Genomic DNA, 13,780 nt, shown 5'->3' on the forward strand with positions numbered 1-13,780 from the left:
TGAGCCGGGGGGGCAGACGTCCGTTCCGTACGGGGGTGTCCAGGAGGGGGAGGCGATGAACGACGGCCGGCCTGCCGGTGTGTGCGCGGTGATCGACCCCGAGCGGGGTGCCCACAGCGCCCTGGTACTGCACGGGCCACTGGACACCGCGTGCTTCCACCGGGCCCTGCACCACATCGCCGAGATCCGCCCGGACGCGCGGCACCAGGGGCCCCGGCTGCTGCGGCACGGCCCCGGCCTGCACACCGTCGAACTCCCGCACGACGACGCGGCGTCGGCGCCCTACCCCGTCGGCCTGCTCGCCGACCTGCTCACCGCCGCCCCCGGGCCCGATCCCGAGGCAGGGCCCGGCGCCGGGCCCGCCGCCGGACCGGCCGGTCCGCCCTGCGGGACGCTGTCGCGCACCCAGCCGGTCACCCCCCTGCAGCGGCAACGGCTCGCCGATGCCCTGGCCTGGCCCGACCACCAGATCGAGCAGCTCGTCTGGCGCTGGTACGGCCCCCTCGACGCCGCGCGCTTCGAGGCGGCCTGGCAGGCCGTCTGCGGGCGGGAGAGCGTGCTGCGCACCGGCTTCGTATGGGACCCGCGGCCGCGGGCCGTCGTCTTCGACCACGGCCCCACCGACGTCGTCCGGCACCCGCACCACACGGTGATCCGGCGCGCGGCGCTCCTGGCCCGCGAGCGTGCCCGCGGCTTCGACCTGCGCCGCCCCGGTGCGGCGCGGGTGGCGCTGCTGGACAGCGGCCCCGCCGACGCGGCGGCACCCTTCACCGAGGTCATCGTCACCTATCACCGTGCCCTGCTGGACAGTTGGAGCGTTCGGCTGCTGATGCGCGAGTGCTGCCGCGCCTACCTCGCCGACGGGGTGCTGCCCGGTGGCGAACGCCGTCCCGACCTGGGCGACTGCGCCCGCTGGCTCCGCGCCCAGGGCGTCGGCCCGGCCGACGGCTGCACGCCGGTGCCCGCCCACCGGCCGGCCGTGCGCGCCGTGCCCCGGCCCGGCCCGCACCGGCCCGCCGGCAGCGCGGGCACCGGCGTGCTGCGCACCGCCCTGACCCCGGACCGCAGCGCGCACCTGGCCCACTGGGCGGCGCACTGGGGTGTCGCGGAGAGCAGTGTGCTCCAGGCGGTGTGGGCGATGCTGCTGTACCGCGCGTCCGATGCCGCGCCCGGGCGCGCGACCGTCGGCTTCGGTCTGGACTTCCCGGGGCGGGGACTGCTCCTGGAGGGCATCGAGGGCGTCCCCGGCCCCTTCGAGAACGCGCTGCCCGTCACCGTCGACGTCGACGCGACGCGGGACCTGCCCGGACTGCTGCGCGAACTGCGCGACCTGGTGATGGACATGGCCGCCTGCGAATGGGGCGCGTCCGGGGGAGCGGCCCCCGGACGCGACCGCGGGACCCGGGCCGGCGGCCTGCTCGCCTTCGACTGCGGCCCGCGCGCCGAAGCCGCCTACGGCACGGAACTCGCCGCGCACGGCATACGTGTGGAGGAGCAGGAGGCCGCCGGGGCCCCGGCCGGGTACGCCTTGCGGCTGCGCGCCGGACACGACGCCCGGCGCGGGCTCGTGCTCACCTGCGTCTACGACCCCGGCCTCGTCGACGGCGGCGCCGCCCGCACCCTGCTGGCGCACACCGTACGGCTGTTGCGCCTGCTGCCCGGCACGGCGACCGCGGGAACCACCGTGGGGGACGTGCTGGCCTGGCTGCCCGACGCGGTCATGTCCCCGGTACCGGACGGCCCGCCCGCCCCCGAGCCCGCGCCGCTCGTGCCGCTGCGCGGTGCCCTGGCGCCGGAGGCGGCGACCGTGTGCCTGCTCGACGTCCCGGGCGCGCCGCGCACGGGGCACTGGGAGCTGGTACGGCACTACCAAGGGCCGGAGGCGCTGACCGCGCTCCGGCTCACCGCCGGCGAGGAGGCCGCCCAGGCCGGGGCCCTCGGCAGCCTGGCCCGCTCGGGCGGCCGGCTGGTCCTCGGCGGGTACTCCGGCGTCGGTGCCCTCGCCTGCGAACTGGCCCGGCAGATCACGGGGCCCGGGATGCGCCCGCCTCTGGTCGTGGTCGGCGGCGCCTGCGGTGATCCGGACGGGCCCCGGAGTCTGGCGAGCGCCCTGCGGCAGGCGAGCGCGTCGGCCGCCCGGCGTTGAGGCGCCGGGCCCCGCGTGCGTCAGGGGACTTGCCCGGACGTGCCCTGCGTGCACATGCTCCGCCCGGCACGGCCGTGGGGGTCGGCGGCGCCTGCGGTGATCCGGACGGGCCCCGGAGTCTGGCGAGCGCCCTGCGGCAGGCGAGCGCGTCGGCCGCCCGGCGTTGAGGCGCCGGGCCCCGCGTGCGTCAGGGGACTTGCCCGGACGTGCCCTGCGTGCACATGCTCCGCCCGGCACGGCCGTGGGGCGGGATCATTTCCTGGGCCAGCCGATGTCGTCCTCGTCCGACGCGGCGCGTATCGGTCCCGGCGGGCCGGCGCGGCCCTCGCGGGCAGCGTGGCGGGCAGGAACCGAGTGCTTCATGGACGACTCCCGTGGGCGTGAACGAGAACGGCTCCCGTGACCGGGAACGGCCGGTGCGCTGGTACCGGCGCCGTCGCTCGAGATGCTCCCCGCAATCACTGGAGAGCCGGTAGAGGAACGCAAGAGAGTTCCGTGAGGTTCGCACGAGATCCGGGGCCTGGCACCTGGCAAAACATTGCCCGGCACTTGCCCGGCGCCCTACGCTCGTTGCGGCTTCGGGTGGTTCTCGGCCGGTGGCTCCACCGTCCCGCCCGGCAGCCACCCCCCCCCACTCGTCCGCCCCAGGGAATGGTCACATGCTGCATCAGCCCGCGTTCGGCCGTCGTCTCCGCAAACTGCGACAGGCCCGGGGGCTGTCCCAGACCGCGCTGGCCGGTGACGGCATGTCCACGGGATACCTCTCCCGGCTGGAGTCCGGCGCCCGCCAGCCCACCGAGCGGGCCGTCGCCTACCTCGCCGGCCGGCTGGACCTGGAGCCGGCGGACTTCGAGGAGCCGGCCGGCGGTTCGCTCGCCCACGCGCTGACGCTGGTCGCGTCCACCGGATCCCAGACGGCCATGGAAACCCTCCGCGAGGCACTCGCGGCCGAGGGGCACGAGGCGCCGGTGCTGCGCTGGCAGGCGCTGTGGCAACTGGCCCGGCAGCGGCGGGTCCAGGGCGACCACCTCGGCGAGCGGGAGGACCTGGAGGAGCTGGTACGGCTCGGCGAGGCGGTCGGGCTGGTCACGCTGCGGGTACGCGGACTGACCCGGCTCGCCCGCTGTCTGCGCTCGCTGGGTGAGATCAACGCCGCCCTCGACGCCGCGATGACGGCCCATCACCTCGCCCGCGAGGACGCCCTGGATGTGGAGGACCGTGCCGCGGTGCTGCTGGCCCTGATCTCGGTGGAGGCCGAGGCGGGCCGCATGCCGGACGCGGGGGCCCACACCGACGAGCTGGTCGAGCTGGTCGCGGGCCGCTCGGACGCGTTGTGGGCGGAGGCGATGTGGACCGCCGCCGCGGTGCGGCTGCGGCAGGGCGACCACACCGCCGCGCAGGGATATCTGGAGGACGCGCTGGAGCGGTTCGGCAGCGGCGAGGACCTCGTGCTGTGGCTGCGGCTGCGGCTCGCGGCCGGCCGGCTGCACCTGCAGAAGCTGCCACCGGACCCCGAGGCGGCCGAGCGGTGCGTCATGGCCGCCGAGCCCGCGCTCGCCTTCGTCGACACCCCTGGCCTGCGCCAGGAGCTGACCGCGCTCAAGGCCGACCTCGCCTTCCTCACCTCCCGGTACGACGACGCCCGCGTCCTGCTCGGTGAACTCGCCGAGGTGGAGCCCCGGATGACCTACCGGGACCGGGTACGGCTGGACATCCTGCGCCAGCAGCTGCGCATACGCTCCGGCGACGACAGCGGCGTCCAGGGGCTGCGCGCCCTCGCCGAACAGGCCCAGGCCGACGCCAACATCGACCTCGCCGCGGAGATCTGGCGCATCCTCGCCGAGTCCCTGGCCGGGGCCGCCGCGGAGCGGGGCTCCGCCGCGTCCGGGGTGTGACCGCCCGGTTCACGACGTTCCCCGGCCCGGCGTTCCCGGGCGCGGAGTACGGGCGGCACCTAGAACGGGTCGCCGAGGTGGTCGTTGATGTGGTCGAGACACAGCTCGTACAGGTCCTCGGCGTGCGTCTCGTACCAGCCCGCGGGGACGGCGGCCGTCGCGGGCCACAGGGCGCGGTGGCCCTTCGCGTCGGCCAGCACCACGAAGGTGGCGAACTCCTCGGCGAACGGGTCGTCGTGGGCCGCGTACTCCAGCACCCGCAGGTTGCCGTCCTCGTCCAGGCGGGCGGCGTGCCCGGTGCGCCACATGCGGGCCGTGGTGCCGTCCGGGCGGCCGAACGGGTCGGGCAGGAACCGCTCGGCGCCGGCCCCGGGCGCCCCGATGTAGCCCTGGGCCACGCCGGCGCCCGCGATGTACAGGGATCCGGTCTCGCCCGGACCCACCGGCCGCAGCAGCGCGTCGAGGAGGTAGGCCCGGTAGCCGGGGGCGGGCCGGGCCGGGGCGCCGGGCACCCGCTCGACGACGAGCCTGCCCTCGGCCCAGCCGCCGCTCACGGTCAGTTCGGCGCCCTCGGTCCGGGCGAGCGACACCAGCGCGCACAACACGTCGTCGGCGCCGCCCAGCACCACCTGGGCCCCCTGCCGGCGCAGCCAGCCCAGCACCTCGTGCGGCACGTCCCGGGTGAGCGAGCCGTCCGGGACGTGGATGCGGGCGCCGCAGGCCAGGGCGCTGAGCAGCCCGAGCGCGGCGTCCCCGTCCGGGTAGCCGTTCACCAGCCAGGCCGTGTCGGCCGGCGCGGCCAGCGTCGCCGCGGTCACGGCCTCGCTGCCCACTGCCACGGTGCCGTCCTGGCCGGGCAGCAGCAGGAGCGGGTCGTCGGAGCGCGGCGGCCGGATCCGGTCGGCCTCCGTCACCGGCCAGTGTCCGGCCGGCGGCAGTCGGTCGGCGGCGTCCTCGCGCACCAGCCGGGCCGCGCCGGGCACGGCGGGCATCAGCAGGTCCGCGGTCTCGTCGAGCAGCAGCACCGCGGGGTGCAGCGACTCGGCGAGGTCCAGCGACGGGTCGACCGGCAGCAGCGCGGCTCCCGTCTTCGCCACGGCCATCGCGGCCACCGCGAACCCGGCCGGTGCGGACAGGGCGGTGAGTACGCAGGTGCCGGGACCGGCCCGGTGCGCGATCAGGGCGTGCGCCAACAGGTCGGAGCGGGCGTCGAGTTCGGCGTAGTCCAGGTCCTCCAGGGCGAGTGCCTCGGGGGCCCGCGCGACCTGCGCCGCGAACAGCGATGCCACGTTCTGCCCGGCGAGTGGGACGTCCGCACCCGCCCACACCCCGTGGCCCGCGGCCGGGTCGGGCAGCAGCCGCAGCCGGCTGAGCGGGGTCGCGGGCGCGTCGAGGGCCGAGCGCAGTACGGCGGTGAGCTGACCGGTGAGGGCAGCGGCGGCCGTCGCACCGACCGTCCGGTGACGGAAGGTGGTGGTGACGGTGATGCCGGCCGGGGCGCCCGCGGGGCTCTGCCGCTCCGTCAGCGTCAGCGTCAGCTCCGCGGCCGGGACCGCGGGCGCGCAGTGCTCGGCCTGCACGGACAGTCCGGCCGCCGCGAACCGGCCGGCACACTCCTGGAGCACGCTCAGCGCGATCCCGCCGGGCAGTGCCGCCAGCTCCGCCTCCCCGTCCCGGTAGGCGGCCAGGTCCCGCTCACGGACCTGACGCAGCAGCTCGGTGAAGGCAGGGTCGCCGCCCGTGTCCACCGTCAGGGCCAGGACGCGCCCGTACGGGCCGACGGCCTCGCGCAGCGCGGCGGTGTCCCGGGCCGGCACGGGGGCGGCCACGGTGATCCGGTCGCCCGCGCCAAGCCGGTGCAGCAGGGCGGCGATCGCGGCGTGCACCACCATGAACAGGGTGGTGCCGTGCGCTGCGGCCAACCGGCCGAGCCGTGCGTGCAGTTCCGTGTCCAGCTCGCTCTCCACGGTGCCGTAAGAGGAGTGACCGGCCCGCGGCGCGCTGCCCGGCAGCGGGGTGGGCGCCAGGTCCCCGAGGACCGCGACGGGGGCCGCGTCCAGTCCGGAGGGGAAGTGGCGCGGGGCGTTCCCGGTGGCTCGCGCCCCGTAGGCCTGGGCCAGCTCGGCGGCCAGCGGCAGACGGGACCACAGGTCGACCGAGTCGCCGGGCAGGTCCAGTTCCAGCACGTGGTCGTCGGCCGCCGACGTGCGCAGCCGGGTGCCGGCCGAGCCGAGCCGGGAGTTGCGCAGCGACGGATGGCGCCGGCCGAGGTCCTCCAGGGCCGCTCCCAGAGCGCGGGTGTCCAGCGTGCCGCGCAGCCGCAGCGAGAATTCCGTGGTGTCGCCGGCGGTGGCGCCCGGCCCGGTCGCCACGGCGCGGACGTCGCCGACGAGCGCGGCGAACGCGGCCGGGGTCGGTGCGTCGTACAGCGCCCGGCTGCCCGGGTCGGTGCCCAGCGTCTCGCGGGCCCGGGACAACAGCCGGGCCGCCGCCAGTGAATGGCCGCCGATCCGGAAGAAGTCGGACTCGGCATGCACCCTGTGCCGCGGCAGGCCCAGCACCTCGGCGAACAGGTCACGGACGATCTCCTGGATCGGCGTGCCGGGCTGGGTGCCGGGTCGGCCGTCGGCGGACGCGGGCGCGGGCAGGGCCGTGCGGTCCACCGTGCCGTCGGCGTTCAGCGGCAGGGCGTCCAGGGCCGTCGGCGCGGTCGGGATGTCGGCGCGGTGCTCGGGGCCGGCGACGCGTGCCGCGTACACGCCGGTCAGCGCGCCCGCCGGCATCCGCTCGGGGTCGAGGAGGACGATGTCGAGGAGTTCGGGGCTCTCGCCCCAGGTGGGCAGGGCCCGGTAGCCCAGACGCTCGGCGGTCTCGCACAGCACCTCCGGGTCGGGGGCGAGCGCGTCCTGCGGCCCGAGGTCGATGCTCTCGCGGGGGTCGAAGAGGGACTGCATGGCCGCGTACTCGTCCTGCACCCGGCGGTTGGGCACGGCGGCCAGGCGCAGCGCGGCGGGGCGCGCCGTCGTCAGGCGGTGTACGACGTCGGCGATGCCGGCGATGTCCCGGCCCCAGCGCAGGACCGGCGCGGCGGCGAGGTCGGCGACCGGCTCGGCGGTGGAGAGCACCGCCTCGTAGCGGTAGCGGGTCAGCTCGTTGTGGTGCAGGCCGCGCTTGGTGCGTACGTCGACCGAGCGCACGGCGGGCAGGTCCCGGGCGAGAGCGTCGAACAGGGCGGGGGAGAGCAGCAGTTCGGTCTCCGCGGCGACCTCCTGGTCGACGGTGCGCAGCAGCGCCTCCCGGTCGCCCCGGGCGGCCCCGGGCCGGGCCAGCGCGATGCCGGTCCGGAAGCAGCGGGCGAGGTCGAGGTTGCGCAGGTCGCCGAGGAACAGCGATCCGCCCGGGGCGAGCAGCGGCAGGGCCCGCTCGACGACCGTGCGCAGGTAGGCGAGGCTCGGGAAGTACTGGATCACCGAGTTGACGACGATCGCGTCGAAGTGACCAGCGGGCAGCCCGAGGGTGTCCTCGGCGCCCCGGCAGCTGAGCCGGACCTTGTCCGTCAGGACCGGGTCCCCCGCCACCTGCGCGCCGAGCGCGGTGACGACGGCGGGGGAGGAGTCGGTGGCCCAGTACTCGTGGACCTCCTCGTCGCGGGCGAGGCGGGCCATCAGCGGCCCGGTGCCCGCACCGATCTCCAGCACCCGGCGGCGCGGCAGCTCGCGGATCCGGTCGAGGGTGGCGTCCTGCCATTCCCGCAGGTGCTCCCGCGGGATCGGCAGGGCGTCGTAACTGCTGTTCCAGCCGGTGAAGTCGTCGCCCGGCCCGGCGGCGGAGGCATCGTCGTGGAGCGCCTCGTGGATCTCCGTCCACTCGGTGGTCCGCGCGCCCGCCTCGGCCGGGCACACCGGGTCGCCGGTGGCCACGCCGGTTCCGCCGAGCGGGAGTTCACCGGTGCCGACCGGGGAGACCGGGATCGTACGGTCGCCCTCGGTGGGCGCGGTGACCTGGTGCCAGGTGGCGAACGCCGGCGTCTCGTTCGGGCCGTACACGTGCAGCAGTCGTTCGGGCGCCCCTGCCGCGAGCACCTCGCGCACCCGGCGCGGGTCGCAGGCCTCGCCGCCGAACAGGACCGTGCGCAGCGGCGCGAAGGCGGCGGGCCGCTCCCGGGCGATCAGGTTGAACCGGGCGGCCGTCAGGAAGATCACGGAGATACCGTGGGCGCGGACCGCGTCCTGGAAGCGGCCCGGGTCGGTGACGGTGCCCTCGCCGAGGCCGACCAGCCGGGCGCCCGCGGTGAGCGTCGTCCACACCTCGAAGGTGACCGCGTCGAAGGCGGGGCCGGCGGTCTGGGCCACCACGTCGGCGGGGGCCGGCCGCAGGGAGTCGGTGGAGCGTACGAAGTCCAGCAGCGCGCGGTGCGGTACGACGACGCCCCTGGGGGTGCCGGTCGTGCCGGAGGTGTAGCGGACGTGGGCGGTGTCGTCCGGGCCGGTGGTCTGCTCGGGCAGGGCGTCGGAGCGCCGGGCGATCTCGGGAGCCTCGGCGGCCAGGTCGACGACCAGCGTGTCCAGGTCCGCGTAGTCCGCGGTGTCCGCGCCCTCGGCCAGTACCGCGCCGGCCGCGCTGTCGCGCACGATCAGCCGGCGGCGCTCGGCAGGGTCGGCGGGGTCGACCGGGACGTAGGCCGCGCCGGCCCGGACGATCCCGAGGAACGCGGTCACCATCTCCGGGCCGGGCCGCAGCGACGTCACGACTCGGTCGCCGCGGCCGATGCCACGGGCGCGCAGATGGGCGGCGAGACGGTTGGCCGCACGGCTCAACTCCCGGTAGGTGAGGCGGACGCCGCGGCCATGGGCGTGCTGGGGGTAGTGAACCGCGATCGCGTCGGGACGCTCCTGGACCTGCTGCTCGACGAGACCGGAGACCGACAGGACGGACGACATCAGCACTCGCTCCTTATGACAGCGCCTTCCGGCTTGGCAAACTATTGCCTCGATATTGGCAACACCGGCCTGAGGCGATATCTCGATTCGGTCGAGCGGTGATGGAGCTGCAGGTGGTGGCGACGGAGTGTTGCCAGTTCGGAAGTCAGGGGTTGCCAACCGGGAAGCGGGAAGGCGGCCTTGCCCGGCCCGGGGCATCCAACTGGCAGTGAGTCAGGATCAGTCGACGCCCGTCGCTCTGCGCCGCTGAGCAGTCGGCGCAGGAGTGCGCCCGGAGATGACAACACCTCCGGGAACGCCGAAGCCCCCGCTGCGGCACGGTGGCCGGCGGGGGCGTCACGGGACGGGCACGGATGCCCGGGCGCACATCAGACAGAGGCAACCTTCGGCCAGCCGATGTCGCCGGCGGGCTTGGCGGAGGCGGGGGCGGTGGGCCAGCCGATGTCGCCGGCGGGCTTGGCGGAGGTGGGGGCGGTGGGCCAGCCGATGCCGGTGTTGGCGGAGGCGTTGATGGCGGTGGGGGCGGTGGGCCAGCCGATGCCCGTGTCGGCGGAAGCCGTGACGGCGGTCGTGGTGGTCGGCCAGCCGATGCCGGTGTTGGCGGAGGCGTTGATGGCGGTGGGGGCGGTGGGCCAGCCGATGCCCGTGTCGGCGGAGGCCGTGATGGCGGTCGTGGTGGTCGGCCAGCCGATGCCGGTGTTGGCGGAGGCGTTGATGGCGGTGGGGGCGGTGGGCCAGCCGATGCCCGTGTCGGCGGAGGCCGTGACGGCGGTCGTGGTGGTCGGCCAGCCGATGGTGTCCGACGCGGAGACCGTCTTCGCCGTCGTCGGCCAGCCGATCGCGTCGGCGGTGGTGGCGGTGGAGAGCGCGGCGGCGGCGACGGTGGCGGCGACGGTGACGATGCGGGCGATGCGGTTCATGGCGGGCTCCTCGGTGTCAATTCCGTGTTCGTTGCTTGGCAACCTTCTGCCAAGAAGATTGGCAAGCAGGACTCGTGAATCGCTCGGGAATTATTCGAGTAAGGCTCAAGTGGGCCGCGAGATACGCCCCAGAGCCCCGGTGAACTCCACTGACTTTCCTCGATAGACCGCCAGTGACCTGCGAATACGTCAATTCTTGGCAGAAGCCCAGGAGCTCTGGCAACGCTGGGCAATTCCTGGGAAAGGGAGCCGGAAACGGTTGAGCCCGGCCCCAGTTGGCCCTTGCCGGCCCCATCCACTTGAGCGCCGCCTGAGCCCATGTTGCCAACTCCCCGTCCCCGGCGGCAATATATTGCCAACCATCTGGCAACAAGTTGCCTCAACTATCTCTGTGACGGGGGAGGCCCCGGAAGTGAACGCGATGTCCCACGGTGGCCGGAGGGTCCACCTGAACGCGGCCGGACGTGGTCGCATGCCCGCCGCCGTACGTGAGGTCCTCACCGAATGGACGCGCTTCGAGGACCGGTACGGGCCGTACGCATTGGAGGAACGCCTCGACGACGTCCTGCACCGGGAGATCCACGAGCGACTGGCCGTCCTGCTCGGCGCGCCGTCCGGCGACACCTTCCTGTCGACCGGCGCCGCCGACGCGTTCGCAGCCGTCCTGTCCCGGCTCCCGCTCGGCCCGCGCGACCGCGTCTGGACGACTCCCTACGAGTCGGCCACCAGCCTCACCGCGCTCTTCGCCCTGCGCGCCCGCACCCGCTGCCGGCTGGACGTCATACCGCTGCGCCCGGACGGCGACATCGATCTGGAGTGGATGGCCTCCCACGCCGGCGACGACCTCGCCCTGGTCTCCCTGGCGCATGTCCCGGCAGGCTGCGGCATCGTCAACCCCGTGGAGGAGGCCGGGCGCATCCTGGCCCCCTACCGCTGCCTGTACGCCGTCGACGCCTCCTACGCCGTCGGACAGCTTCCCGTGGACGTCGCCCGCATCGGCTGCCAGCTGCTCACCGGCGACGGCTGGCGCTTCCTGCGCGGCCCGGAGTCCGTCGGGTTCGCCTATGTGGCCCCGCAGGTGCGCCAGGCCCTGGCCCCGCACGGCGGCCTGCCGCTCGCGCCGCCGCACGGTGCCGCCGTCGCCGCGCTGAACGAGGCACTGGCCCGGCACACGCCCGCGCTCACGCACGCGCCCGTGGACCTCGGTTCCCGGCTGCGCGCCGCCGTGGAGAACACGTCCGGCACCGGACTGATCGCCCCCGGCCGGGTCCAGTCCGGCATCGTCACCTTCCGGCACGAGGAACTGCCGGCCGCGCTGGTGCGCCGCCGCCTCGCGGACCGCGGAGTCGTCGTATGGAAGACGGTCGCCCAGGAGACCCCGCTGTATCTGCCCGGACGCGGTGTCGTCACGGCCGTACGCGCATCCGTCGACCACGACAACTGCGCCGAGGACATCGAGCTGTTCGCCGACGCCCTCCGGGCCGCCGTGGCCGAGGGGCTCCCGCGTCCCGCCCGCACCCCGCAAGCGTTGTCCACCGCACCGCGGTCGCCCGCCGTACCGGCCAGGCCGGCCGCGCGGCATCTGTCCCTGGTGTCCGGCATCCCGCGGCAGACCAGGCGGTTGCAGCCGGGGGCGTGAGCGGAAAGCCGGGAACCCGGGTCACAGGGGCGATGGGCGGCCCCGTGACCCGGGTTCCCGGGTTCTCGTGGTGTGGTCAGCGCAGCCGTTCCTCCAGAGCGGAAAGGAGGGCCGGCGCCTGCTCGTCGAGGTAGAAGTGGCCGCCGGGGAACACCTCCAGGCCGAACGGCCCCGCGCTGTGCTCCGCCCACGCCCGTGCCTCGTCGAGCGTGACATGGGGATCGTCGTCACCGGTGAGCGCGGTCAGCGGGCAGGACAGCAACGGGCCCGGCACATGGCGGTACGTCTCGGCGGCCCGGTAGTCGGCGCGCATCGACGGCAGGGCCATGCGCAGGATCTCCGGATCGTCCAGCACCAGGGTGTCGGTGCCGCTGAGCCGCCTGATCTCCTCGATCAGCCCGGCGTCGTCCAGCAGGTGCACCCGCTCGTCCCGAACGGTGGACGGGGCCCGCCGGCCGGAGACGAACAGCCCGTGCAGCACCTGGCCGCGCCGCTCGAAGCGCCGCGCCACCTCGTAGGCCACCGAGGCACCCATGCTGTGCCCGAAGAACGACACCGGCCGGTCGAACCAGGCCGCCAGCTCCTCCACCAGCGCGTCGGCGAGCCCCTGGACGCTGTCGACACAGGGCTCGTCGCGCCGGTCCTGGCGGCCCGGGTACTGGATCGCGAGCACGTCGACGCCCGGCGCGAGAGCGCGGGTGACCGGGAAGAAGTAGGACGCCGAGCCGCCCGCGTGCGGGAAGCACACCAGGCGGTGCGGGGCGTCGGGAGCGGGGACGAAGCGCCGTACCCAGGCGCCCGTCCCCGCGTTCGTGGACGTCGTGGAAGCTGTCATGTCGGTGGGTCCCCCTTCGGGCCGTTCGGGCCCGGCCGACCGTACGGCACGTCGGCACAGCCGTGGTGGAACGCGGCGGGCGGCGCCCCACGGCCCGAGCGGGCGGCCCGGTCGCCCGCCATAGCGTTCACCCTCTGCTCATTGCAATCCTCAGAGGAGGGGGTGTTGCGTTAAATTCGACATCATTGCAATGATTTCTCGGCTTCTACCTGCAATGATCGAGATTTAGCGCAACGAGCATGTTGCTGAATTCATGAATGCAACGTAGCGTTTCTGGCATCGGAAACGACGAGCCCAAGGAGCCCACCATGCAGAAGTTCGACACCCCCGCCGCCATCTCCGCCGTCCTGGACATCCCCGCGGGACACATCAAGTTCATCGCCGCCGACCGGACCGACACCCTGGTCGAGGTCCTGCCCGCGGACGCCTCCAAGGGCCGTGACGTGAAGGCGGCCGAGCGGGTCACCGTCGCCTACGCCGACGGCGTCCTGCGGATCGAGACCCCCGAGGCGGGCAACCGGGTCATCGGGAACTCCGGCTCCGTCGAGGTGACCGTCGAACTGCCCGCCGGCTCCCGCGTCGAGGCGCACGCGTCCCTCGCCGAACTCCGGGGTGTCGGACGACTCGGCGACGTCGCCTTCGACGGCCAGCAGGCCACGGTCAGGCTGGACGAGGCCGCGGGTGCCCGCGTCACCCTCCAGGACGGCGACATCATCGTCGGCCGGCTGCACGGGATCTCCGAACTCAGCACCCAGAAGGGGGACTTGACCGTCACCGAGGCCATGAGCGGCGCCGTCACCCTGCGCACCCAGCACGGTGACATCACCGTCGACGCCGCCCGCGGAGTCTCCGCCTCCCTGGACGCCGGCACCCCCTACGGCCGCATCCGCAACGACCTCAGGAACAGCGGCGGCGGCCCCGCCCTGAACATCCGGGCCACCACCGCCTACGGCAACGTCACGGCCCGCAGCCTCTGAGCAACCGCCATTACCACACGAGGCACCCCCGCAACGCGTCCCACCCGAGGGCGGCGTACCCGACAACCGTCGGTGTACGCCGCCCCTTCTCATGTGGGCCGGCGGAACTCCAGCCCACTCCGAGGGATACCCGAGTGCGCAGCGAGCCCGCTCGTGTTCTCTCCAGGAACGGCCACTGAAACGCAGTGGTCCCGAAGGAGGTTCCGCATGGCTCTGCGTGACGTTTTCCAGTCCCTGAACGAGACCGACGCCGTCGCCTCGCCGGCCGAGTCCCGCCTCGCGGGTGAGGGTCTCCTCGACCCGGAGAAGGCCGCCGTCCTCAACAACAACGAGGAGGCTGCGGACGCTCCCATGACCGTCCTCAGCCAGATCAACGAGGCCTGACAAGTACCCGCAGAGTGCTGCCCGGGAGCGGACCGCTCCCGGGC

Annotated in this window: 8 protein-coding genes; 5 read left to right on the plus strand and 3 right to left on the minus strand. The window is 74.5% G+C overall.

Going from position 1 to position 13,780, the window contains the following annotated elements; all coding sequences use genetic code 11:
* Positions 1 to 55 precede the first annotated feature (55 nt).
* Together BIV25_RS39460 and BIV25_RS39465 are read left to right on the plus strand one after the other, a co-directional pair.
* Positions 56 to 2,146 (plus strand): condensation domain-containing protein, encoded by a 2,091-nt coding sequence (locus BIV25_RS39460; RefSeq protein ID WP_071377370.1) that lies wholly within the window; start codon positions 56 to 58, stop codon positions 2,144 to 2,146.
* A 659-nt stretch (positions 2,147 to 2,805) separates the two neighbouring features.
* A complete protein-coding gene (locus BIV25_RS39465) occupies positions 2,806 to 4,041 on the plus strand; it encodes a helix-turn-helix domain-containing protein (RefSeq protein ID WP_071377371.1) in 1,236 nt (411 codons plus the stop codon).
* Between the two features lie 59 nt (positions 4,042 to 4,100).
* Here the strand turns inward: BIV25_RS39465 and BIV25_RS39470 are convergent, their stop codons facing one another.
* The gene (locus tag BIV25_RS39470; protein ID WP_177235581.1) at positions 4,101 to 8,981 is read right to left on the minus strand and encodes an AMP-binding protein; all 4,881 of its coding nucleotides are present in this window, start codon (positions 8,979 to 8,981) and stop codon (positions 4,101 to 4,103) included.
* A gap of 368 nt (positions 8,982 to 9,349) precedes the next feature.
* Positions 9,350 to 9,901: a hypothetical protein gene (locus BIV25_RS49890; protein ID WP_071377373.1), complete on the minus strand. Its 552-nt coding sequence runs from the start codon at positions 9,899 to 9,901 to the stop codon at positions 9,350 to 9,352.
* A 472-nt stretch (positions 9,902 to 10,373) separates the two neighbouring features.
* On the opposite strand from BIV25_RS49890, the gene BIV25_RS39480 reads away from it, so the two are divergent.
* Entirely contained in the window at positions 10,374 to 11,540 is a 1,167-nt protein-coding gene (locus BIV25_RS39480; protein WP_256257112.1) for an aminotransferase class V-fold PLP-dependent enzyme, read from the plus strand.
* Between the two features lie 76 nt (positions 11,541 to 11,616).
* Here the strand turns inward: BIV25_RS39480 and BIV25_RS39485 are convergent, their stop codons facing one another.
* A complete protein-coding gene (locus BIV25_RS39485) occupies positions 11,617 to 12,375 on the minus strand; it encodes a thioesterase II family protein (RefSeq protein ID WP_071377374.1) in 759 nt (252 codons plus the stop codon).
* Positions 12,376 to 12,683: 308 nt separating this feature from the next.
* On the opposite strand from BIV25_RS39485, the gene BIV25_RS39490 reads away from it, so the two are divergent.
* Complete coding sequence (locus BIV25_RS39490) at positions 12,684 to 13,352, plus strand: DUF4097 family beta strand repeat-containing protein (protein WP_071377375.1); 669 nt, start codon at positions 12,684 to 12,686, stop codon at positions 13,350 to 13,352.
* Between the two features lie 207 nt (positions 13,353 to 13,559).
* Positions 13,560 to 13,736 (plus strand): hypothetical protein, encoded by a 177-nt coding sequence (locus BIV25_RS51720; protein ID WP_177235582.1) that lies wholly within the window; start codon positions 13,560 to 13,562, stop codon positions 13,734 to 13,736.
* Positions 13,737 to 13,780 lie beyond the last annotated feature (44 nt).

The sequence above is a fragment of the Streptomyces sp. MUSC 14 genome (assembly GCF_001866675.1).
GTDB lineage: Bacteria > Actinomycetota > Actinomycetes > Streptomycetales > Streptomycetaceae > Streptomyces.

Bases quoted from the DNA above. Each gene is read 5' to 3' on its own strand.
- BIV25_RS39460 (WP_071377370.1), top strand. From the start codon at position 56: ATGAACGACGGCCGGCCTGCCGGTGTGTGCGCGGTGATCGACCCCGAG.
- BIV25_RS39465 (WP_071377371.1), top strand. From the start codon at position 2,806: ATGCTGCATCAGCCCGCGTTCGGCCGTCGTCTCCGCAAACTGCGACAG.
- BIV25_RS39470 (WP_177235581.1), bottom strand. From the start codon at position 8,981: ATGTCGTCCGTCCTGTCGGTCTCCGGTCTCGTCGAGCAGCAGGTCCAG.
- BIV25_RS49890 (WP_071377373.1), bottom strand. From the start codon at position 9,901: ATGAACCGCATCGCCCGCATCGTCACCGTCGCCGCCACCGTCGCCGCC.
- BIV25_RS39480 (WP_256257112.1), top strand. From the start codon at position 10,374: ATGCCCGCCGCCGTACGTGAGGTCCTCACCGAATGGACGCGCTTCGAG.
- BIV25_RS39485 (WP_071377374.1), bottom strand. From the start codon at position 12,375: ATGACAGCTTCCACGACGTCCACGAACGCGGGGACGGGCGCCTGGGTA.
- BIV25_RS39490 (WP_071377375.1), top strand. From the start codon at position 12,684: ATGCAGAAGTTCGACACCCCCGCCGCCATCTCCGCCGTCCTGGACATC.
- BIV25_RS51720 (WP_177235582.1), top strand. From the start codon at position 13,560: ATGGCTCTGCGTGACGTTTTCCAGTCCCTGAACGAGACCGACGCCGTC.